The sequence below is a fragment of the Comamonadaceae bacterium OTU4NAUVB1 genome (assembly GCA_024372625.1).
Classification (GTDB): domain Bacteria; phylum Pseudomonadota; class Gammaproteobacteria; order Burkholderiales; family Burkholderiaceae_C; genus Variovorax.
On the sequence record CP099605.1, the window covers coordinates 2,066,840 to 2,089,683 of the forward strand.

Annotated in this window: 17 protein-coding genes; 12 read left to right on the forward strand and 5 right to left on the reverse strand. The window is 72.6% G+C overall.

Annotated features, from left to right (window positions below; genetic code table 11):
* Positions 1–9 precede the first annotated feature (9 nt).
* Together treZ and NF681_13190 are read left to right on the forward strand one after the other, a co-directional pair.
* Positions 10–1,905, forward strand: a complete 1,896-nt coding sequence (gene treZ / locus NF681_13185; protein ID UST53273.1) for a malto-oligosyltrehalose trehalohydrolase — start codon at positions 10–12, stop codon at positions 1,903–1,905.
* Positions 1,898–7,096, forward strand: coding sequence for a malto-oligosyltrehalose synthase (locus NF681_13190; protein ID UST53274.1), 5,199 nt, complete (start codon positions 1,898–1,900; stop codon positions 7,094–7,096). The genes treZ and NF681_13190 overlap by 8 nt, the downstream gene beginning before the upstream one ends.
* A gap of 39 nt (positions 7,097–7,135) precedes the next feature.
* Here NF681_13190 and NF681_13195 read toward each other — a convergent pair whose 3' ends face one another.
* Entirely contained in the window at positions 7,136–7,606 is a 471-nt protein-coding gene (locus NF681_13195) for a CBS domain-containing protein (GenBank protein ID UST53275.1), read from the reverse strand.
* A gap of 112 nt (positions 7,607–7,718) precedes the next feature.
* Between NF681_13195 and NF681_13200 the strand changes: the two genes are divergently transcribed.
* Positions 7,719–9,029: an O-acetylhomoserine aminocarboxypropyltransferase gene (locus NF681_13200; GenBank protein UST53276.1), complete on the forward strand. Its 1,311-nt coding sequence runs from the start codon at positions 7,719–7,721 to the stop codon at positions 9,027–9,029.
* 1 nt (position 9,030) lies between these two features.
* Positions 9,031–9,843: an alpha/beta hydrolase gene (locus NF681_13205; GenBank protein ID UST53277.1), complete on the forward strand. Its 813-nt coding sequence runs from the start codon at positions 9,031–9,033 to the stop codon at positions 9,841–9,843.
* On the opposite strand, the gene NF681_13210 is transcribed toward NF681_13205, so the two are convergent.
* Positions 9,832–10,224 (reverse strand): thioredoxin family protein, encoded by a 393-nt coding sequence (locus NF681_13210; protein ID UST53278.1) that lies wholly within the window; start codon positions 10,222–10,224, stop codon positions 9,832–9,834. The genes NF681_13205 and NF681_13210 overlap by 12 nt on opposite strands.
* 196 nt (positions 10,225–10,420) lie before the next feature.
* On the opposite strand from NF681_13210, the gene NF681_13215 reads away from it, so the two are divergent.
* From NF681_13215 to NF681_13250, 8 genes are all read left to right on the forward strand, one after another.
* Positions 10,421–10,834 carry a DUF2069 domain-containing protein gene (locus NF681_13215; GenBank protein UST53279.1) on the forward strand — a complete coding sequence of 138 codons (414 nt, stop codon included), beginning with the start codon at positions 10,421–10,423 and terminating at the stop codon, positions 10,832–10,834.
* Positions 10,831–12,300 carry an FAD-binding oxidoreductase gene (locus NF681_13220; protein ID UST53280.1) on the forward strand — a complete coding sequence of 490 codons (1,470 nt, stop codon included), beginning with the start codon at positions 10,831–10,833 and terminating at the stop codon, positions 12,298–12,300. Before NF681_13215 ends, NF681_13220 begins: the two co-directional genes overlap by 4 nt.
* 62 nt (positions 12,301–12,362) lie before the next feature.
* Positions 12,363–13,157 (forward strand): thymidylate synthase, encoded by a 795-nt coding sequence (locus NF681_13225; protein UST55771.1) that lies wholly within the window; start codon positions 12,363–12,365, stop codon positions 13,155–13,157.
* Positions 13,158–13,171: 14 nt separating this feature from the next.
* A complete protein-coding gene (locus NF681_13230; protein UST53281.1) occupies positions 13,172–13,678 on the forward strand; it encodes a dihydrofolate reductase in 507 nt (168 codons plus the stop codon).
* Positions 13,675–14,739 carry a nitronate monooxygenase gene (locus NF681_13235; protein ID UST53282.1) on the forward strand — a complete coding sequence of 355 codons (1,065 nt, stop codon included), beginning with the start codon at positions 13,675–13,677 and terminating at the stop codon, positions 14,737–14,739. Before NF681_13230 ends, NF681_13235 begins: the two co-directional genes overlap by 4 nt.
* Before the next feature lie 130 nt (positions 14,740–14,869).
* Positions 14,870–16,309 carry an NAD-dependent succinate-semialdehyde dehydrogenase gene (locus tag NF681_13240; GenBank protein UST53283.1) on the forward strand — a complete coding sequence of 480 codons (1,440 nt, stop codon included), beginning with the start codon at positions 14,870–14,872 and terminating at the stop codon, positions 16,307–16,309.
* 103 nt (positions 16,310–16,412) lie between these two features.
* Positions 16,413–16,571 (forward strand): hypothetical protein, encoded by a 159-nt coding sequence (locus NF681_13245; GenBank protein ID UST53284.1) that lies wholly within the window; start codon positions 16,413–16,415, stop codon positions 16,569–16,571.
* Positions 16,572–16,736: 165 nt separating this feature from the next.
* Positions 16,737–18,392, forward strand: a complete 1,656-nt coding sequence (locus NF681_13250; GenBank protein UST53285.1) for a histidine kinase famiy protein — start codon at positions 16,737–16,739, stop codon at positions 18,390–18,392.
* Between the two features lie 25 nt (positions 18,393–18,417).
* Here the strand turns inward: NF681_13250 and NF681_13255 are convergent, their stop codons facing one another.
* The 3 genes from NF681_13255 to flgK all read right to left on the reverse strand — a co-directional run bounded on the left by NF681_13255 (position 18,418) and on the right by flgK (position 22,835).
* Positions 18,418–19,665 (reverse strand): histidine kinase, encoded by a 1,248-nt coding sequence (locus NF681_13255; GenBank protein UST53286.1) that lies wholly within the window; start codon positions 19,663–19,665, stop codon positions 18,418–18,420.
* A 19-nt stretch (positions 19,666–19,684) separates the two neighbouring features.
* Positions 19,685–20,884: a flagellar hook-associated protein FlgL gene (flgL, locus tag NF681_13260; GenBank protein ID UST53287.1), complete on the reverse strand. Its 1,200-nt coding sequence runs from the start codon at positions 20,882–20,884 to the stop codon at positions 19,685–19,687.
* 67 nt (positions 20,885–20,951) lie between these two features.
* Positions 20,952–22,835 carry a flagellar hook-associated protein FlgK gene (gene flgK / locus NF681_13265; GenBank protein ID UST53288.1) on the reverse strand — a complete coding sequence of 628 codons (1,884 nt, stop codon included), beginning with the start codon at positions 22,833–22,835 and terminating at the stop codon, positions 20,952–20,954.
* Positions 22,836–22,844: the final 9 nt, after the last annotated feature.

The window sequence follows — 22,844 nt, forward strand, 5'->3', positions numbered from 1 at the left end:
TCCCATTCCATGCCTTTCGGCGCCACCGTCCTCGCGGACGGCGCCGGCGTGCTGTTCCAGCTCTGGGCGCCCGGCGTCGCCCACGTCGAACTCGACCTCGCCCACCGCGCCACCGCCGACGCCGACGCCGACGACACCGCCCGCGCCACCCAGCGCGCGATGGCGCGCGGCGACGACGGCTGGCACCGCCTGAGCGTGAGCGATGCCCGCGCGGGCGACCGCTACCGCTTCGTGCTGCCCGACGGCCTGCGCGTGCCCGACCCGGCCTCGCGCCGCAATCCCGACGACGTGCACGAGGCCAGCGAGGTTGTCGACCCGAACGCCTACGTCTGGCGCGACGGTGCCTGGACCGGCCGTCCCTGGCGCGAGGCGGTGATCTACGAACTGCACGTCGGCGCCTTCACGCCCGAAGGCACGTTCGCCGCCGCGCAGCGCCGCCTGCCGGAGCTCGCCGCGCTCGGCATCACGGTGATCGAACTGCTGCCGGTGGCCGACTTCCCCGGCCAGCGCGGCTGGGGCTACGACGGCGTGCTGCTGTTCGCGCCGGACGCCGTCTACGGCACGCCCGACGAACTCAAGGCCCTCGTCGACGCCGCCCACGGCCTGGGCCTGATGGTGCTGATGGACGTGGTCTACAACCACTTCGGCCCCGAAGGCAACTACCTGCACGCCGGCACGCCCGAGTTCTTCAACCCGGCGCACCAGACGCCCTGGGGCGCCGCCATCAACTACGACGGCGACCATTCACCGATCGTGCGCGACTTCTTCGTGCACAACGCGCTCTACTGGGTCGAGGAATTCCACTGCGACGGCCTGCGCATGGACGCCGTGCACGCCATCCGGGACGATTCGGAGATCGACATCGTCGCCACCATCTGCCATGCCCTGCGCGACGGTCCGGGGCGCGAGCGCCACGTCCACGTGGTGCTGGAGAACGACGCCAACGGTGCCCATTACCTGATGCGCGACCCCGCCACCCAGGCGCCGCTCACGGCCACCGCGCAATGGAACGACGACCTGCACCACGCCGCGCACGTCATCGTCACCGGCGAGACCGACGGCTATTACGCCGACTACGCCGACGACGCCGACGACGCCGTGGGCAGCTTCGGTGTGGCGCTGGCCGAGGGCTTCGTCTTCCAGGGCCAGCCCTCGCCCTTCCGCAACGGGGAGACGCGCGGCGAGCCCAGCGCGGCGTTGCCGCTGGCGGCCTTCGTGTCGTTCCTGCAGACCCACGACCAGGTCGGCAACCGCGCCTTCGGCGACCGCATCTCGGCCCTGGCCGACCCGGTGCTGCTGCGCGCGGCCTACGCCTGCCTGCTGCTGTCGCCGCACGCGCCGATGCTGTTCATGGGCGAGGAGTACGGCGCCTCGACGCCGTTCCAGTACTTCTGCGACTTCGGCCCCGAACTGGCGGCCGCCGTCTCCGAGGGCCGGCGCGGCGAGTTCGGCGGCTTCGCGGCGTTCAAGGACCCGGCCATGCTCGACCGCATCCCGGACCCGAACGCCGAGTCGACCTTCCTGGCCTCGAAGATGAAGTGGGAGGAGCGCACCGAGGGCGAGCACGCGGTGCTGCTGGCCCACATCGGCGAGCTGCTGGCGATCCGCCACCGCGCGCTGGTGCCGCGCCTGGCGGGCAACCACCACGGCGGGCGCTGGTCGCGCGAGGGCGAGGCGCTGCGCGTGGAGTGGACCGTCGGCGGCGCCGACGCGTCCGGCGCATCGACCCCGTCGGCCACCCTGCGCCTGCTGGCGCATTTCGGCAAGGCGCCGGTCGAGGGCGTCGCGCCATCGGCGGGCACCGTCCTGTATTCCAGCCGGACCGAGTCCGGCGACGCGACCGCGACCTGGCGCCTGCTGCCGGGCGCCGTCCACATCAGCATCGAGGAGAACGAGCTTGCCTGACGAGACCCCGCACGGAGAGCACGAAGCCCTCCAGCGCCTGAGCGCCTACTACGGCATCGCCACCGAATACGCCGACATCTTCGGCAAGCGCCACGTGGCGCCGGCCGCCAACCTGGTGTCGCTGCTCACGAGCTTCGGCGTCGATCCGGACGTGCTGCCCCACGAGAGCCTGCAGCGCGCGCACGCCGCCACCTGGCGCGAGCACCTCACGCCCGTGGTCGCCATCGACGCGGAGTCGCCGCGCTGGCTGCTGCGCGTGCGGGTGCCGGCCGCGCAGGCCGAAGCCACCTGGACGGTGCGTGCCGAGGACGGCACGGCGCACCACGGCCGCCTGGCGCTGCACGCGGTCTCCGAACTGCACCGCACCGAGATCGACGGCGTCGCCTGGTGCGAGCGGCTGGCGGAGGTCGCGCTCGCGCTGCCCATGGGTTACCACCGGCTGACGGTCGAGGGTCTCGCGGGCGAGACGCTGGTCATCGCGGCGCCGGCGCATTGCTACCGGCCCGACTCGCTGCGCGGCGACGCGCGCGTCTGGGGCCCGGCGGTGCAGCTCTACGCGCTGCGCTCGCGGCGCAACTGGGGCATCGGCGACTTCGGCGACCTGGCCCTGCTGGCGCAGCAGGCGGCCCAGCGCGGCGCCGGCATCATCGGCCTGAACCCGCTGCACGCCCTGTTCCCGCACAACCCGGCGCACACCAGCCCCTACAGCCCGTCGTCGCGCCTGCACCTGGACGTGCTCTACATCGACGTCGAGGGCGTGGACGAGTTCCGCGACTGCGAACCGGCCCAGCGGCTGGTGCAGTCGCCCGACTTCCAGGCCCGCCTGGCGGCGCTGCGCGAGGTGCCCCTGGTCGACTACCGCGGTGTCGCGGCGGCCAAGTACGAGGTGCTGGAGCTGCTCTACGCGCACTTCCGCGCGCAGCGCGAGGCCGCCGGAGACGCGAAGTCGGGCGACGCCTTCGACGCGTTCCGCGCCGCGCGCGGCGCCTCGCTGCGCCGGCATGCCGTCTTCGAGGCCCTGCAGGCGCACCTCTTCGCCGCCGACGCGTCGATCTGGGGTTGGCCGGCGTGGCCCGAGGCCTACCGCGACCCGGCCTCCCCGGACGTCGAACGGTTCACGCGCGATCACCTCGAACGCGTCGAGTACTTCGAATACCTGCAGTGGCAGGCCGCGCGCCAGCTCGAACGCGCCGGCGCCCAGTGCGAGGCGCTGGGCATGGCCGTGGGCCTGTACCTCGACCTGGCGGTGTCGGTCGATCGCGCCGGCGCCGACGCCTGGAGCGCCCAGGACCTGTTCGTGCACGGCGCCAGCGTCGGCGCCCCGCCCGACGAGTTCAACCCCAACGGACAGGGCTGGGGCCTGCCGCCGCTGCGGCCCGACCGGCTGCGCCGGGACGGCTACCGCTTCTTCATCGAGACGCTGCGCGCCAACATGCGCGGCGCCGGCGCGCTGCGCATCGACCACGTGATGGGCCTGATGCGGCTGTTCTGGATCCCGCCGGGCAAGACGCCGCAGGACGGCGCCTATGTCCACTATGCGCTCGACGAGATGCTGGCGGTGGTGGCCATCGAGAGCCAGCGCGCGCGCTGCATGGTGATCGGCGAGGACCTGGGCACGGTGGCCGACGAGATGCGTGGCGCGCTGGCGCGCTTCGAGGTGCTGTCGTACCGGCTGGTGTACTTCGAGCGCCATGCCGACGGCCAGTTCAAGGCGCCCTCGGAATACCCGCGCAACGCGCTGGTGGCCATCAGCACGCACGACCTCGCCACGCTCGCGGGCTGGTGGAGCGGCCACGACCTGCGCCTGCGCCTGTCGCTGGGCCTGTTCCCGGACCAGGCGCTGTTCGAGAAGCAGCTCTTCGACCGCGCCCAGGAACGCATCCGGCTGCTGCTGGCGGTCCAGCGCGAGGGCCTGCTGTCGGCCGACGCCGTGGCGCACGCCACCGGCGCGCAGACCCTGTCGAGCGAGGTCATCGCGGCCATCCACGCCTTCGTCGCCGGCACGCCGTCGCAGGTGATGATGGTGCAGCTGGAGGACGCCCTGGGCATGACCGAGCAGGCCAACATGCCCGGCACCACCGACTCCCACCCCAACTGGAGCCGCAAGCTCTCGCTCGACCTGCGCGAGATCGCCGCCGACGAGCAGACCGACCTGCTGTGCCGCACGCTGGCCGCGATCCGCCCGCACCCGGTGCTGCGGGCGCTGCCGCGCCGCACGGTCGAGACGCTAGTGCCGCGCGCCACCTACCGCCTGCAGTTCCACAAGGACTTCGACTTCGACGACGCGATCGCCATCCTGCCCTACCTGGCACGCCTGGGCGTGAGCCACGTCTACTGCTCGCCGATCCAGCGCGCGCGGCCGGGCAGCATGCACGGCTACGACGTGGTGGCGCACGACCAGATCAACCCCGAGCTGGGCGGCGCCGAGGGCTTCGAGCGCTTCTCCGCGGCCCTGCGCGCCAACGGCATGGGCCAGCTGCTGGACCTGGTGCCCAACCACATGGGCGTGCTGGGCGCGGACAACGCCTGGTGGCTCGACGTGCTGGAGAACGGCCCGGCCTCGCCCTACGCGCAGCACTTCGACATCGACTGGCAGCCGCTGAACGTCGAGCTGCGCGGCAAGGTCCTGCTGCCGGTGCTGGGCGACCACTACGGCGACGTGCTGGAGCGCGGCGAACTGGCCCTGGCCTTCGACGCCGGCAAGGGCAGCCTGGTGGTGAACTACCACGAGCACCGTTTCCCGCTCGCCCCCGAGACCTACACGCGCGTGCTGGAGCGCGGACTGTCGCGCCTGTCGGACCCCGACGTGGTGGCCAGCCTGGCGAGCATCGCGACCTCGTTCGGCCACCTGCCGGCGCGCTACGAGACCGAGCCCGAATCCGTGGCCGAGCGCGCGCGCGACAAGGAGGTCATCAAGGGGCGGCTCGCCCGCCTGGTGGCGCGCCAGCTCGACGTGGCGCAGGCCATCGTCGCGGCGGTCGCCGACTTCAACGCCGCGTCCGAACGCGACGCGCTGCACGCGCTGCTCGACGCGCAGGCCTACCGCCTGGCCTACTGGCGCGTCGCGGCCGACGAGATCAACTACCGCCGCTTCTTCGACATCAACGAGCTCGCCGCCCTGCGCATCGAGCGCGAGGAGGTGTTCGAGGCGACGCACGCCATGGCGCTGGACTTCGCCGCCTCGGGCGCCGTCGACGGCCTGCGCATCGACCACCCCGACGGCCTCTTCGATCCGGCCGAGTACTTCGAGCGCCTGCAGCAGGGCTACGCGCGGCGTGCCGGCCTGGTGCTGCCCGGCGTCGACGCCCAGGGCCGCGGTGCCCGGCCGCTGTACGTGGTGGCCGAGAAGATCGCCGCGTCGCACGAGGAAGTGCCGGTGCAGTGGGCGATCCACGGCACCACCGGCTACCGCTTCGCCACCGTCGTCAACGGGGTGCTGGTCGACACCGAGGCGGCCGAGCGCTTCGACCGCATCTGGCGCGGCTTCACCGGCGTGCAGCAGCCGTTCGACGAGCTGGCCTACGAGGGCAAGCGCGCCATCATGCGCAACGCCCTGGCCTCCGAGCTCACCGTGCTGTCCACCGAGCTGCTGCGCATCGCGCGCGCCGACCGCCGCACGCGCGACTACACGCTCAATTCGCTGCGCCGCGCCCTGAGCGAGATCGCCGCGTGCATGGCGGTCTACCGCAGCTACATCGTGGAGGCACCGTCGCCGCAGGACCTGGCTTACATCGACCAGGCGGTGGACGAGGCGCGCCAGCGCAGCCACGACGCCGACGGCTCGGTGTTCGACTTCGTGCGGCTGACGCTGCTGGGCGAGACGGTGCCGGGCGCCTCCAGCGGCCTGCGCGCCCGTGCCCTGCGCCTGGCCATGCGCTTCCAGCAGTTCAGCGCGCCGGTCACGGCCAAGGGCGTGGAGGACACGGCGTTCTACCGCTACTTCCCGCTGAGTTCGCTCAACGAGGTCGGCGGCGAGCCGGCGCACTTCGGCATGACGCTGGCGGACTTCCACGTCGCCAGCGCCGACCGCGCCGCGCGCTGGCCGCACACCATGCTGGCCACCTCGACGCACGACAACAAGCGCTCCGAGGACGTGCGCAACCGCATCGACGTGCTCTCGGAGATGCCCGCGACCTGGCGCCTGGCGCTGCGGCGCTGGCGCGCGATGAACCGCGTCTGCGAGCCGCTTGCGGACGATGTCGAGGGCGACGTCGAGGTCGGCCTGCAGGTGCCCTCGGCGGCCGACGAGTACCTGCTCTACCAGACCCTGCTGGGCACGCTGCCGGCCGGGGGACTGGACGACGACCGGCGCGAGACCTATGGCGAGCGCATCGAGCGCTACGCCCTGAAGGCGGCGCGCGAGTCGAAGGCCCACACCAGCTGGGTCAACCCCGACGAGGCGTACGAGACGGCGCTGACCGGCTTCGTGCAGCGCCTGCTGGGCGCCGACCAGGACGGCCGGGGCGACGGCCGGGACGTGCCCGAGGGTGGGTTCCTCACCGACCTGCATCACTTCGGCGCCACGCTGGCGTGGTTCGGCGCGCTCAACAGCGTGTCGATGGTGCTGATCAAGTACGCCTCTCCCGGCGTGCCCGACCTCTACCAGGGCAACGAGCTGATGGACCTGAGCCTGGTCGACCCCGACAACCGTCGGCCGGTGGACTACGCGATGCGCTCGCGCTGGCTCGACCGCCTGGAGGCCATCGCCGCGGCGCCGGCGCACGGCACGGCCGACGCGGTGCGCGAGCTGGCGGCCGAGCCGCACGACGGGGGCGCCAAGCTGTGGGTGCTGTGGCGCCTGCTCGGCCTGCGCACCGCGCAGCCGGCGCTGTTCCGCGACGGCGGGTACGAGGCGGTCGAGGCGCACGGGTCGAGGGCGCGCCACGTGGTGGCCTTCGCGCGGCGCCAGGGCGAGGAGTCCCTGATCGCGGTGGCCGGACGGCTGTTTGTCGGTTTGGCCACGACCACCGAATCCGAGGCGGCGCAGAAGGCCGCGGCGCACTGGCTGCCGCTGGGCGCGGCCGTCTGGGACGACACCACCGTCGCGCTGCCGGACTGGGCCGGTGGCGACGGGGCGCGCTGGGAGAACATCCTCACCGGCGAGACCCTGACCGTGCGCTCGGGCGGCCTGCGCATGGCCGAGCTCTTCGCGAGCTTCCCGGGCGCGGTGCTGCGGCGGGTGGCGGACTGAGCGGTCCGGCGGGCGGGCGCGGGGACGCCCGGCGGCCGGTCAGTTCGGGCGCGCCGGCGCCTCGGCGCCGTCCGCTTCGGCCGGCCAGTCGCGGATGTAGGCCTTGAGCATCTTGTTCTCGAAGTTCTGGCTGTCCACCACGGCCTTGGCCACGTCGTAGAAGCTGATCACGCCCATCAGCATGCCGCGGTCCATCACCGGCATGTAGCGCGCATGGCGCTCCAGCATGATGCGGCGGATCTCGTCGAGGTCGGTCTCCAGGGTGCAGGTGACCGGCGCGTCGTCCATGGCCTTGCGCACCAGCGCGCCGCCGATCTGGCCGCCGTTGCCCACGATGGCGACGATCACCTCGCGGAAGGTCAGCATGCCGACCAGGTCGCCGTGCTCCATGACGACCAGCGAGCCGATGTCCTTCTCGGCCATCGCGGTGGCCGCGGCGGTCAACGGCTCGTCGGGCGTGACGGTGTAGAGCGTGTTGCCCTTGACACGCAGGATGTCGCTGACTTTCATGGGGGTTCTCCGTGGGGAAGCGCGCCGTTCGGCGGGGATGTGCATTTTTACACGGCCGCGCGGCGCCCACCCACACAATGGCGGACCCGAATTCCTCCATGAGACACCCCCGATGCCCGGTTACTCCGACCCTGGTTTCGACACGCTGGCGCTGCACGCCGGCGCGTCGCCCGACCCCGCCACCGGCGCGCGCGCCGTGCCGATCCACCTCACCACCTCGTTCGTCTTCGAGTCCAGCGACCACGCCGCGGCGCTCTTCAATCTGGAGCGCGCCGGCCACGTCTACAGCCGCATCAGCAACCCGACCAACGCCGTGCTGGAGCAGCGCGTGGCGGCGCTCGAAGGCGGCATCGGCGCCATCGCCACGGCCAGCGGACAGGCCGCGCTGCACCTGAGCGTGGCCACGCTGATGGGCGCGGGCTCGCACATCGTGGCGAGCACGGCGCTCTACGGGGGCTCGCAGAACCTGCTGAACTACACGATGCGGCGCTTCGGCATCGACACCACCTTCGTCGCGCCCGGCGACCTCGACGGCTGGCGCGCCGCGATCCGCCCGGACACCAAGCTGCTGTTCGGCGAGACCGTGGGCAACCCCGGCCTTGACGTGCTGGACATCCCGGCGGTGAGCGACATCGCCCACGCGGCCGGCGTGCCGCTGCTGGTCGACTCCACCCTGACCTCGCCCTACCTGATCAGGCCCTTCGATCACGGCGCCGACCTGGTCTACCACTCGGCGACCAAGTTCCTCTCCGGCCACGGCACCGTGATCGGCGGCGTGGTGGTGGACGGCGGCAGCTTCGACTGGGAACGCTCGGGCCGCTTCGCCGAGCTGACCCAGGCCTACGACGGCTTCCACGGCATGGTCTTCAGCGAGGAGAGCACCGTCGGCGCCTTCCTGCTGCGCGCGCGCCGCGAGGGGCTGCGCGACTTCGGCGCCTCGATGAGCCCGCACACGGCCTGGCTGATCCTGCAGGGCATCGAGACCCTGCCGCTGCGCATGGAGCGCCACATCGACAACACGCAGAAGGTGGTCGAGTTCCTGGCCGAGCACCCGTTCGTCGCGCGCGTGGGCCATCCGCTGATGCCCTCGCACCCGAGCCACGCGCTGGCCGGCAGGCTGCTGCGCCACGGCGCGCGCGGGGCCGGCGCGGTGTTCAGCTTCGACCTGAAGGGCAGCCGCGCGCAGGGCAAGGCTTTCGTCGAGGGGCTGCGCCTGTTCAGCCACCTGGCCAACGTCGGCGACTGCCGCAGCCTGGTGATCCATCCGGCGAGCACCACGCACTTCCGCATGACCGACGCGGCGCTGGCCGGCGCGGGCATCTCGCAGGGCACGATCCGCCTGTCGATCGGGCTGGAGGACCCCGCCGACCTGATCGACGACCTGAAGCGCGCCTTGAAGGCCGCCGAGAAGGCGGAGGCCTGAGATGCACTTCATCGTCCAGGGCCACGCCACCTACGCCTACACCGGCGGCAAGGCCTTCGATGCCGGCCGGCCCACGGTGGTGTTCGTCCACGGCGTGCTCAACGACCACAGCGTGTGGATCCTGCAGAGCCGCTGGTTCGCCAACCACGGCTGGAACGTGCTGGCGATCGACCTGCCCGGGCACTGCCGCAGCGCCGGCGCGCCGCCCGAGAGCGTGGCGGCGGCTTCGCGCTTCGTCGTCGAGCTGCTGGACGCCGCGGGCATCGACCGGGCGGCGCTGGTGGGCCACAGCTTCGGCTCGCTGATCGCGCTGGAGACCGCCGCGCGCGCGCCGGCTCGGGTCACGCACCTGGCGATGGTCGGCACGGCCTATCCGATGAAGGTGTCGCCGGCGCTGCTGGCGGGGTCGCTGGCGACGCCGCTGCGTGCCATCGACCAGATCAACGTCTTCTCGCATTCGTCATTGGCGCCGCCGCCCTCCTCCGGCCCCGGCAACTGGCTGCAAGGCGGCTCGCGCGCCCTGATGCGGCGGGTGCTGGCCTCCAACCGCGAGACCAACGTCTTCCACACCGGCTTCAAGGCCTGCGACGACTACGCCGGCGGCGAAGCGGCCATGGACGCGGTGGCGGCGGCCGGCTGCCCGCTGCTGTTCCTGCTGGGGGCGGCCGACCAGATGACGCCGCCGCGCGCCGCGCGCGACCTCGCCGCCCGGGCGCCGCAGGCGAAGGTGGTGACGGTGGCGGCGGGTCACGCGCTCATGAGCGAGGCGCCCGACGCGGTGCTGTTCGCGCTGCGCGACTTCCTAGGCGCCTGAGCCGGTCACCTCGAAACGCGCCGGCGCCGCCGCCAGCGCGTCGAGCAGCGCGGCCACGCCGGCGTCCGACGGGCGGGCCGCCCGCAGGGCCGCGAGCGTGCGCGCCAGCGTCGCGGCGTGCGGCAGCAGCGGGCCCATGAAGCGGGTGCCTCCGGCGTCGGCCACCAGCACGGTCGGAAAGGTCTCGATGTCGAAGTCGCCGGCGATGTCGGCGTCGTCCTCGATGTCGACCCAGGCGAAGCGCAGGTGCGGATGCGCGCGGGCCACCGACTCGAACAGCGGCCGGTAGTCGCGGCAGGTGCCGCACCACTGCGCGCACAGGCACACCACCCAGGACGACGGATCGCGGGACGGAACGGCGGGCGGCGGAGCGGCGGTCATGGGCGCGGAGGGGCCGGAGGCGGCGGACGGGGAAACAGGAAGCACGAAGCAGAAGGCGGGAGGCGGCGGTCGGGGGAGTCGCGCCCCGGGGACTCGGCCGCGCATTGGGCGCGTCGGCGCGGGGGTCGGAACGCGGCCGGTATCATGCCACCGGACCTTTCTCGCGGCCGCTCCAGGCCCTTTCCCCCCTCCCCGCATGCAACCCTCCACCCGCCCGACCGCCTCCGTCGCCGCCACCCGCGCCCTGGCGGTGGGCAGCCTGATCGGGCTGATCGTGCTGGGCCTGGCGTGGGAGATGTGGCTGGCGCCGCTGCGCCCGGGCGGCTCGGTGCTGGCGCTCAAGGTGCTGCCGCTGGTGGTGCCGCTGGCCGGGCTGCTCAAGCACCGCATGTACACCTACCGCTGGGTCAGCCTGATGGTCTGGCTCTATTTCACCGAGGGCGTGGTGCGCGCCTGGAGCGACGCCGTGCCGCTGAGCCGCGCCCTCGCCGGGCTGGAGATCGCGCTGTGCCTGGCGCTGTTCGCCGCCTGCGCCTGGCACGTGCGGCTGCGCCTGCGCCACGGCATCGACCCGGTGGCCGCGCCCCGACTGGAAACCCCGAACCCATGACCTCCTCCTCGTCCCATTCCCTCCTGCTCGACGCCCTGCGCGCCATCGTGGGCGCGTCTCACGTGCTCACCGACGACGGCGGCAGCGACCTCACCGCCTACGAACGCGAGTGGCGCGGCCGCCTGCGCGGCAAGGCGCTGGCCGTCGTGCGCCCGGCCACGGCGCGCCAGGTCGCCGACGTCGTCAAGGCCTGCGCGGCGGCCGGCGCCTCGCTGGTGCCCCAGGGCGGCAACACCGGCCTGGCCGTGGGCTCCACGCCCGACCAGAGCGGCACCCAGGTCGTGCTGACGCTGCAGCGCATGAACGCGATCCGCGCCATCGACGCCGCCAACCTGACCGTCACGGTGGAGGCCGGCTGCGTGCTGCAGACCCTGCAGGAAGCCGCCGAGCGCGCGGGCTTCCTGTTCCCGCTGAGCCTGGCGGCCGAGGGCAGCTGCACCATCGGCGGCAACCTGGCGACCAACGCCGGCGGCACGCAGGTGCTGCGCTACGGCAACGCGCGCGACCTGTGCCTGGGGCTGGAGGTGGTGACGCCGCAGGGCGAGGTCTGGGAAGGCACCAGCGGCCTGCGCAAGGACAACACCGGCTACGACCTGCGCGACCTGCTCATCGGCAGCGAGGGCACGCTGGGCGTCATCACCGCCGCGACGATGAAGCTCTACCCGCGTCCGGCCGCGCGCCTGACCGCCTGGGCCGCCGTGCCCTCGCTCGACCACGCCGTCACGCTGCTGGGCCTGGCGCACCGCCAGCTCGGCGCCGGGCTGACGGGTTTCGAGGTGATGGGCCGTTTCGCCCTGGGGCTGGTCGGCAAGCACATGCCGCAACTGCGCGTGCCGTTCCTGGACGACGAGGCCGTGCCGTACTGCGTGCTGCTGGAGAACTCCGACAGCGAGTCGGAGGCGCACGCGCGCGAACGCTTCGAGGCCCTGCTGGAGACCGCCTTCGAGGACGGCTGCGTGAGCGACGCCGTGGTGGCCGAGAACATCGCGCAGGCGCGCTCGCTGTGGCACGTGCGCGAGAGCATCCCGCTCGCGCAGGCCGAGGAAGGCCTCAACATCAAGCACGACATCTCGATCGCGGTCTCGCGCATCCCGGCCTTCGTCGCCGAGACCGACGCCCTGCTGCGGCGCGAGATCCCCGGCGTGCGGCTGGTCAACTTCGGCCACCTGGGCGACGGCAACCTGCACTACAACGTGCAGGCGCCGGCCGAGGGCGACACACGGGCCTTCCTGCGCGAGCAGGAGGACCGCGTCAACACCCTGGTCTACGACGCGGTGGAACGCTTCGGCGGCTCGTTCTCGGCCGAGCACGGCATCGGCGCGCTCAAGCTGCACAAGCTGGAGAAGCACAAGTCGCCGGTCGCGCTGGCCATGATGCGGGCCATCAAGCAGGGGCTCGATCCGCTCAACACCCTCAACCCGGGCCGCGTGCTGCGCGCGGCCGACCACGCGGAGGTGGTGCGATGAGCGACACCGGCAACCCCGGCGGCGGCGCGGGCCGCCCGGTCCGCTCGCAGTACGAGGATTTCATGCGCCTGGTCGCGACCACCGGCGTCCACAAGGCCGACCGCACCGGCACCGGCACGACGAGCGTGTTCGGCCACCAGATGCGCTTCGACCTGAACGAGGGCTTTCCGCTGGTGACGACCAAGAAGGTCCACCTGCGCTCCATCGTCCAGGAGCTGCTGTGGTTCCTGACCGGCTCCAGCGACAACAACTGGCTCAAGGCGCGCGGCGTCACGATCTGGGACGAGTGGGCCGGCGAGGACGGCGACCTCGGCCCGGTCTACGGCGTGCAGTGGCGCAGCTGGCCGACGCCCGACGGCGGCCACATCGACCAGATCGCCGAGGTGATCCGCACCCTGAAGACCAACCCCGATTCGCGCCGCATCATCGTGAGCGCCTGGAACGTGGCGGACCTGTCGAAGATGGCGCTGATGCCCTGCCACGCCTTCTTCCAGTTCTACGTCGCGCCGGCGGCCGAGTCCGGCGGGCGCGGAAAACTCAGCTGCCAGCTCTACCAGCGCAGCGCCGACATCTTCCTGGGCGTGCCCTTCAACATCGCCAGCTACGCCCTGCTCACGCACATGGTGGCCCAGCAGTGCGACCTCGACGTCGGCGACTTCATCTGGACCGGCGGCGACTGCCACATCTACAGCAACCACGCCGAGCAGGTCGCGCTGCAGCTCACGCGCACGCCCCACCCCTACCCGGTGCTGGAGATCAAGCGCCGGCCGGAATCGATCTTCGACTACCGCTTCGAGGACTTCGAGGTCCACGACTACGTGCACCATCCGGCCATCAAGGCGCCGGTGGCGGTCTGAGGGGCGGTGCGACGATGGCCGGCCCGACGCCCCGCGTCCACCTCATCTACGCCCGCGCCGCCAACGGCGTGATCGGCCGCGACGGCGACCTGCCCTGGCACCTGCCGGAGGACCTGGCGCACTTCAAGCGCACCACCGCCGGCGCGCCGGTGATCATGGGCCGGCGCACCTGGGATTCGCTGCCGCCGCGCTTCCGGCCGCTGCCGGGGCGCGACAACATCGTCGTGACGCGGCAGGCCGGCTGGAACGCCCCCGGCGCCCGGACGGCCGACGGCCTCGAAGCCGCCCTGGCGCTGTGCGCCGGCGCGCCCGAGGCCTGGGTGATCGGCGGCGCGCAGGTCTACGCCCAGGCCGCCGGGATGGCACGGCGCGCCGTCGTCACCGAGATCGGCCGCGACTTCGAGGGCGACGCCCACGCGCCGGTGCTCGACCCCGCGCGCTGGCGCGAGACCGCGCGCGAGCCGCACGTCTCGGCCGACGGCCTGCCGTTCGACTTCGTCACCTACGACGCCCACCCATGACCGGCACCCACCGCACCCACCGCCCCGACCTGCGCGACCTGCTGTCGATCGAGCACCCGCTGGTCCAGGCGCCGATGGCCGGCGTGCAGGGCGCGGCGATGGCGATCGCGGTCTCCAACGCCGGCGGCCTGGGCTCGCTGCCGTGCGCCATGCTCGCGCCCGACGCGCTGCGCGCCGAACTGCAGGCCATCGCCGCGGGCACGTCGCGCCCCTACAACGTCAACTTCTTCTGCCACGTCCCGCCCACGCCCGACGCCGCGCGCGAGGCGGCCTGGCGCGTGGCCCTGGCGCCCTATGCCGCCGAGCTGGGGGTCGACCTCGCGGGCGTGCCGGCCGGCGGCGGACGGCGGCCCTTCGACGACGCGATGGCCGACGTGCTGGAGGACTTCCGTCCGCCGGTCGTGAGCTTCCATTTCGGGCTGCCGGACGCCGCGCTGCTCGCGCGCGTCAGGTCCTGGGGCGCCCGGGTGCTGGGCTGCGCGACCACCGTGGCCGAGGCCCGCTGGCTGGTGGCCCACGGCGCCGACGCCGTGATCGCCCAGGGCCTGGAGGCGGGCGGCCATCGCGGCCTGTTCCTGAGCGACGACCTGTCGACGCAGATCGGCACGCTGGCCCTGGTGCCGCAGGTCGCCGCGGCCGTCGATGCGCCGGTGATCGCCGCCGGGGGCATCGCCGACGCGCGCGGCGCGACGGCGGCATTGGCGGTCGGCGCGGCGGGCGTGCAGATCGGCACGGCCTACCTGCTGTGCCACGAGGCCACGACCACCGCGCTGCACCGCGCGGCGCTGCGCGGACCGCGCGCCGAACACACCGTGCTGACCAACCTCATCAGCGGACGGCCCGCGCGCGGCCTGCGCAACCGGCTGCTCGACGAACTCGGGCCGCTGAGCGCCCTCGCGCCCGCGTTCCCGCTGGCCACCGCCGCGCTCGCGCCGCTGAAGGCCGCCGCCGAGCGGCTCGGACGCGACGATTTCTCCACGCTGTGGGCGGGGCAGAACGCCACCGGCTGCGACGCGGTGTCGGCCGCGGAGATGACGCGGCGCCTGGCCGAAGCGTTCTAGGTCGCACCCCGGGCCGGCCGCCGTCGGCCGACCGGGCCCCGGGTCATCCGGCGCGCGGGCGACGCTGCGCCATCGAAGGACGATAGGATGTTTGGTTCCATCCCAACTTCCTGGAAAGACGCAAGCGAACATGACCAGCTACACCGACACCCGGCTTCTGATCAACGGCGAGTGGTGCGATGCCGCGAGCGGCAAGACCATCGATGTGGTCAATCCGGCCACGGGCCAGCGCATCGGCAAGGTCGCCCACGCCGGCATCGCCGACCTCGACCGCGCCCTGGCCGCCGCGCAGAGCGGCTTCGAGGCCTGGCGCAAGATCCCCGCCAACGAGCGTGCCGCGACCATGCGCAAGGCCGCCGGCCTGGTGCGCGAGCGCGCCGACGCCATCGCCCGCCTGCTGACGCAGGAGCAGGGCAAGCCCTTCGTCGAGGCGCGCGGCGAGGCGCTGGCCGCCGCCGACATCCTCGAGTGGTTCGCCGACGAGGGCCGCCGCGTCTACGGGCGCATCGTGCCCTCGCGCAACCTCGCGGCGCAGCAGCTGGTGCTCAAGGAGCCGATCGGCCCCGTGGCCGCCTTCACGCCCTGGAACTTCCCGGTCAACCAGATCGTGCGCAAGCTCGGCGCGGCCCTGGCCTGCGGCTGCTCGTTCCTGGTCAAGGCGCCGGAGGAGACGCCCGCCTCTCCCGCCGCCCTGCTCCAGGCCTTCGTCGACGCCGGCCTCCCGCCGGGCACGGTCGGCCTGGTGTTCGGCGATCCGGCGGAGATCTCGTCCTACCTCATCGCGCATCCGATCATCCGCAAGGTGACCTTCACCGGCTCGACGCCGGTGGGCAAGCAGCTCGCCGCGCTGGCCGGCTCGCACATGAAGCGCGCGACGATGGAGCTGGGCGGCCACGCCCCGGTCATCGTGGCCGAGGACGCCGACGTCGCGCTGGCGGTCAAGGCCTCGGGCGGCGCCAAGTTCCGCAACGCCGGCCAGGTCTGCATCTCGCCCACGCGCTTCCTGGTCCACAACAGCCTGAAGGACGAGTTCGCGCGCGAACTGGTCAAGCACGCCGAGAGCCTCAAGCTCGGCGACGGCCTGACCGAAGGCACCACGCTCGGCCCGCTGGCCAACGACCGGCGCGTCGCGGCGATGGGCAGGATCCTGGAGAACGCGCGCGCCACCGGCGCCAAGGTCGCCACCGGCGGCGAGCGGGTCGGAACCGACGGCAACTTCTTCGCGCCCACCGTGCTGACCGACGTCTCGCTCGACGCGGACGTGTTCAACAACGAACCCTTCGGCCCGATCGCGGCCATCCGCGGCTTCGACACGCTCGACGAGGCGATCGCCGAGTCCAACCGCCTGCCCTACGGCCTGGCCGGCTACGCCTTCACGCGGTCGATCGCCAACGCGCACCTGCTGTCCCAGCGCGTGGAGGTCGGCATGCTGTGGATCAACCAGCCCGCCACCCCGACGCCGGAGATGCCCTTCGGCGGCGTGAAGGACTCGGGCTACGGCTCCGAGGGCGGCCCGGAGGCACTGGAGGGTTACCTGGTGACGAAGTCGGTCTCGATCATGTCGGTCTGACAGCCGGCGGGGCGAACGCCGTCGCGAGGCGGCGTCTGCGACACCCCGGCAAGCGGCGTGCCGTCCCACCCGGGACGCGCGGCGCCGCCGGCAACTTGCGTGCATGACCGATCCACGCAATGTCGCGCACGACAAAAAAGTGCAACAGGAAAAGAAGCATCGCGGCGAGGAGATCGCCCCCGGTGCGGAACACGCTCCCCAGCCCGGCCTGAAGCCGGCGCTCAAGCACGACGAGCCCAAGGCCGAAGACCAGCAGGACTGAGCGTCCCGCTCGGACTTCCGCCCGACGGGACTCCGACCCAGGCACCGCGTTCGCGCGGTGCTTTCACGTGTCGCCCCCTCTTTTTCCGGATCGGACGCGCGCCGACCGGTTCCATCCCTCCAACTTTCTATTTCGGCGACGTTGCTTCGGCGCCGACCGAAGACCATGGCCCAGTCGGAAAAACCGAAGATCAGGAACTCGCTTCCCCCCGAGGTGTCGGTCGAGCACTCCCGGCACGACTCGATCGGCCAGCACCGCGACGACATCTTCTTCGCCGCCATCGAGACCACCCGCATGCCCATGCTGGTCACCGATCCGCGCCAGCCCGACAATCCGATCGTCTTCGCCAACCGCGCCTTCCTCTCGATGAGCGGCTATGCCGCCGAGGAAATCATGGGCCACAACTGCCGCTTCCTGCAGGGCCCGGACACCGACCGCGCCACCGTCGCGGCGGTGCGCGAGGCCGTGCGCGACCGCCGCGAGATCAGCACCGAGATCCTCAACTACCGCAAGGACGGCACGTCGTTCTGGAACGCGCTGTACGTCTCGCCGGTCTACAACCAGAACAAGGAACTGGTGTATTTCTTCGCCTCGCAGCTCGACGTGAGCCGGCGCCGCGACGCCGAGGAGGCGCTGGGCCAGGCGCAGAAGATGGAGGCCCTCGGCCAGCTCACCGGCGGCATCTCGCACGACTTCAACAACCTGCTGCAGGTGATGTCGGGCCACCTCGACCTGCTCGACCACCGCCGCAAGGCCGGCAAGGTCACCGACGACGCGGTGAGCCGCGCGGTCGACAGCATCCGCAGCGCCGTGCAGACCGCCTCCACCCTCACCCAGCAGCTCCTCGCCTTCTCGCGCAAGCAGCGCCTCGAAGGCCGGCTGGTCAACCTCAACGCCCTCGTGGGCGGCATCACCGACCTGGTGCGCGAGACGCTCGGCCAGGGCATCGCGCTGCACGTGGAACCGCAGGCGGACCTGGGCAACTGCCAGCTCGACGCGACCCAACTGGAGATGGCCGTGCTCAACGTCCTGGTCAACGCGCGCGACGCGATGCCCGAGGGCGGCACCGTCACGCTGCGCACCCACGCGGTCGAGGTGGACGGCGAGGACACGGACACCTTCGTCGGCCTGATGCCGGGGCGCTACGTGGCGCTGTCGATCACCGACACCGGCACGGGCATCGCCCCGGAAATCGTCGGCCGCGTCATGGACCCCTTCTTCACCACCAAGGAGGAAGGCAAGGGCACGGGCCTGGGCCTGTCGATGGTCCACGGCTTCGCCAAGCAGTCCGGCGGAACCGCGAGCATCGAGTCCAGGCTCGGTGCCGGCACCACGGTGCGCATGTACTTCCCGGCCAGCGACATGGCGGCGCCGCACGCCGCCGAGACGGCCGGCCGCACCACCCGCCGCGCGGCCGACCACGGCGGCAACGAGACCATCCTGGTGGTGGACGACCGCATCGAGGTGGCCCAGCTCTCGCGCGACATGCTCCAGGACCTGGGCTACGAGGTGCGGGTCGCGGGCAACGCGCGCGAGGCGCTGGCGCTGATCGAGGACCCGCGGGACGCCTGGACGCCCGACCTGCTGTTCTCCGACCTCATCATGCCGGGGGGCATGAACGGCTTCGGGCTCGCGCGCGAGATGCGCGGCCGCCTGCCGGACCTCCGCGTCCTGCTGACGACGGGCTTCGCCGGCTCGGCCGACGGCAAGAATTCCGATCAGGGTACCGAATTCGAGGTGCTGAAGAAGCCCTACCGGCTGGCGGACCTCGCGCGCCGCGTGCGCATGGTGCTCGACGACCCGGTCGCCCGGCCGGACTGAGGCGCCCGGCGCCCGGTGCCGGTCGTCAGGCCGTCCCGCCGCCCTGGCGGCCCAGTGCCGCCAGCGTGCGCAGCAGCGCGCGGTTGACGTCCTCGGGCTCCATCTCGTAGGTCTGGCGCAGCGCGCGCACGGCCGCCGGGTCGTCGGATTCCAGGGCGCAGGCGACCTGCAGGGTCGGCGCGTAGGGGCCGTCGTCGGCCAGCAGCGCCATGGCGATGCGGTCGGGCAGCGGGATGCGCGCCAGGCTCGCGCGCATCGGCTCGTCCATCACCAGATCGAGCTGCGAGAACAGCCCGCACAGGTAGATCTCGCGCCGCAGGTCCTCCTCGATGCCGACGTCCATCAGGTGGTGCATGAGCTGGCTGCGCACCACGATCGACGTGTTGACCGGCCGCAGGCTGGCGTCGTCGCTGGCGTGCGTGAGCTGCTCGGCCAGCCAGCGGTTGAGCGTGCGGAAACCCAGCATCATGAAACCGTGGCGCAGCGACGCGATGCCGCTGCGCAGCCCCAGGCCGGCCGAGTTGAGGTAGATCAGCAGGCGGTAGGCCAGCGCCGGTTCCTGGGCGAAGGCCAGCTCGATGCGGTCGAGCGACTGCTCGGCGTCGAGCGCGTTCATGGTCTGCACGATGGCGCGCCGCGTCGGCGGCAGCGGCTGGCCCCGGTAGCGGTGCAGCATGTCCTCGACCGGCCAGCCGGCCACCGCCCAGGCGCCCTGCTGGTCGAGCGCGTGCTCGGCGAGGTCGCGGCTGGCGACGCCGTCGACCAGCGTGTCGGGGCCCACCGGGCTGTCGGCCGCGCGCCCGGCCATGCGGGCGCCGGCGGCGGTGCTGCGCGCGCGCCGGGCCGCCTGCAGCGCGGTGGCGGCATCGGTGGGCGTGAGCTGCACGGCGCGGCGCACCGCCCAGCGTTCGGCCTCCAGCGGCCGCAGTTCGTCGGGCGTACCGGCCAGCACCAGTTGCGCGCCCCGCGCGTGGGCCCCGCGCACCGCCGCGCGCAGGGTCGCGTCGCCGAGCCACGCCGCGGGCACCTCCAGCGCCGCGTCGGCGCGCGTGGCGTGCCCGAGCAGCCCGGCGAGCAGTTCGCGCGAACTGGAGGCCAGCAGCAGGCCGGGCGACTCGGCCGACCACAGCTCCTCCAGCGTGCGCAGGAGGTGCAGGCCGTCGACGCCGGGGTCATCCGCGTGCACGTGGAGCCGCACGCCCGCAAGCGAGCGGGCGCGATTCCAGAGGGGGCGGTAGCCGAAGGTCAGGCTGCCGAGAACCGATTGCGCCATGGCGTCCTCGCTCCCCCGGTCAGCCGATGTAGTTGAACAGCGACAGCTTCTGGACCTGGGCGTAGGAGCTCAGCGCGGCCGAATACACCGTCTCGTTGGTCTTGAATTCCGAGATCGCCTTGACCATGTCGAGGTCCTCCGCGCGCGAGCGGTCGGCTTCGAGCTGCACGCCGCGCGCCTCCTGGCGGCTGGAGATGCTGTCGACGCGGTTGAGCAGGTCGCCGGCCCGCCCGCGCGAGGACGACAGGCGCGAGGACGCGGCGTCGAGCTGCGCCAGCGACTGCGCCACGCCCTGCGTCACGGCGCCGGGGGTGGCGCTGTCGCGCACGCTGGCGATGGCCTGGTCGAGCACGCCGAACAGGCTCGAGCGGGTGCTCGGGGCGACGACCAGGCTGTCGCCCGCCGCCGGCTTGCCGCTGGCCGACAGCGACAGGCCGTCGAACGCGATGGCCTGGCCGCTGCGGTAGGGCTGGGCGGCCTTCACCGTGGCCTGCGTGACGCTGTCCTTGACGTCGTAGGTGGTGGCGCCGGCGGCGTCGACAGAGAACGTGATGCGGTAGCCGTGGCCGGTCAGCGCAGCCGGGTCGTCGACCTGGCCGGCGTTGCTCCAGACGCCGCTGGTGCCCGCGTCCTGCGCGACGGTGAACACGCCGTTGCCGGTGGGCACGTCCATCCAGGTGGCGTGGCCGTCGAGCGCGGCGGGCACGCCGACCTCGCTGGCGCCCGGCTGGCCGGGGATGCCCTGGTAGCTGACGCCCGCGCCGTTGTCCACGAAGGGCGCGCCCGTGCTGCCCAGGCCGCCGAACAGCGGCTGTCCGTTGGTGTCGCGGGTGTTGGCGTGGCCCACCAGTTCGTCGCGCAGGGTCGTCATCTGCTGCGCGATGCTGGCGCGGTCGGTGGCCGACAGGCCCACGCCCCCGGCCTGCACGACCAGCGTGCGGAAGGTCTGCATCGCGCCCATCGCGTCGCCCAGGGTCGACTCGGCCGTGGCGACGGCGTTGCGCTGGACCTCCAGCGCGCGCTGGTCGGTGGCCACGCGCGCCTGGCGCGTGGTGGCGCGCTCGGCCTGCGCCGCGGCGGTCGGGTCGTCGCTCGGGCGCAGCACGCGCCGGCTGGCGCTGATCTGCTCCTGGAGCGTGGACATCTGCGCCTGGCGCGAGCCGATGCGGGCGATGGCGTTGTCGTAGGCGTTGGCGGTCGCGAGCCGGATGCTGGACATGAATCGGTTTCCTTCCTCTGTGCGGGTGGGCGTGCGTGGCGGGCGTCGTCGGGGCGCGGGGCGGCGCTCAGCGCATGTTCTGCAGCAGCGTGTCGAACAGGTTCTGCGCCACCTGGATCATCTTGGCCGAGGCCTGGTAGGCCTGCTGGAACTGCAGCAGGTTGGCGGCCTCCTCGTCGAGGTTCACGCCGTCCTGGTTGGCGCGCTTGGTCTCGGTGCTGGTGGCGATGGACTTGGAGACGTCGGCGGCGTACTGCGCGCTCTGGGAGCGCACACCGACCTGCGCGATCAGACCGGCGTAGCCGTCGACCATCGGCGCGCCGTCGAACACGGCCTTGTCGCGCAGCGCGAGCACCGCGTTGGCGTTGCCCGCGTTGAGCGTCGTGTAGCCGGTGGTGGTGGCCTGCACGGTGATGGTGTCGCCGGCCTTGGGCGTGCCGCCCAGGGCGAGCGTCCAGCCGTTGTAGCTGATCGGCTGGCCCGCCGCGTAGGCCACTCCGGCGGGGTTGCCGGTGCCGGTGCCGGCGACGTTGAAGGTGCCGTTGGCGTTGAAGGTCAGGGTCACCGGTGCCCGCAGGTTGGCGTCGGGCCGGGTGGCCGCGAGCGCGCCGATGGCGACGCTGCCGGTGTTGGTGGCCGCCGGGCGCGCCTCGACCGGGCTGGCCGCGGCCAGCTCGCGCGGCGAGGTCAGCGCCACGCCCATGGCGCCGGCCGCCGCCGCGTAGGGCTTGAGCGTGAAGGTGTCGCCCGCCGCCGTGCCGCCGGCGAGGTCCAGCCGCAGGCCGTCGACCACCGTGGGCATCGGCCCGGCGTGCTGCGTGGTCTTGCCGTCGGACAGGCGCTTGACCTCGAAGGAGCCGGCGGCGCCGAACTTGATCTCGTAGGACGAGGCGACCAGCGCGCTCGCGTCGCTCACGCCGGCCTTGACGGCCCCGCCGCCGGCGTTGGCCAGACCGGGCGTGGCCGCGGGAATGGCGATGTCCTGGAACAGGGCGTTGCCGGCGTTGCCGTCGAGGTCGATGCCCAGCCGGTTCTGCGTGTTGACCTCGGAGGCGATGGCGAGCGCCATGCGGCCCAGGCCGTCGCGCGCGGCCGCGAGGTCGCTGTTCTGGAACCGCAGCATGCCGGCGACCTTGCCGCCGGCGAGCGTCGACTCGTCGATCGGGCTGGCCAGCGTGCCGCGCTCCAGCATCAGGGCGCTGGTGCTGCCCTCGGCGGTGCGCAGCGTCATGGTCGAGGTGCTGGTGCCGAGCACCAGGGCCTGGCTGCCGATGAAGACGCTGAGGCTGCCGTCGTCGGCCGGCACGGTGGACACGCGCACGTGCGTGCCGATCTCGCGCACCATCTGGTCGCGCTGGTCGAGCAGGTCGTTAGGGGCGTGGCCGGTGCCCTGCGAACGGGCGATCTGCTCGTTGAGCGCGGCGACGCGCCCGGCCAGGCTGTTGACCGACTTCACCGAATCGGCCAGCCCGGAGTTGACCCCGCGCTGCAGGTCGTCGAGCTGCGTCTGGGCGTTGACGAAGCGCGCGGCCATCTCGTCGGCGCGCGAGAGCACCACGTTGCGCGCGGTGGTGTCGTTGGGCGTGGCGGCGACGTCGGAGAAGGCGTTGAGCATGTCGCTCACGGCCGCGCCCAGGCCGCTCTTGCCGCTCGGGAACACGTCCTCCAGCGCCTCGAGGCGGTCGGCGCGGGTCGAGTCCATGGCCGCCACCGACTGCGACTGCACCGCCTGGCGGGCCAGGAACTCGCCGTGCGAGCGCTCGATGTCGGCCACCTCCACGCCCTTGCCGATGTAGCCGCTGCCGGAGTACTGGCCCGGCACGGACTGCAGCACCGCGTTCTGGCGCGAATAGCCCACCGTGTTGGCGTTGGCGATGTTGTGTCCCGTGGTCGACAGGGCGGTCTGGTTCGCCATCAGGGCCCGGGAGGCGACGTTGAGCAGGTTACTCATGGGGAAATG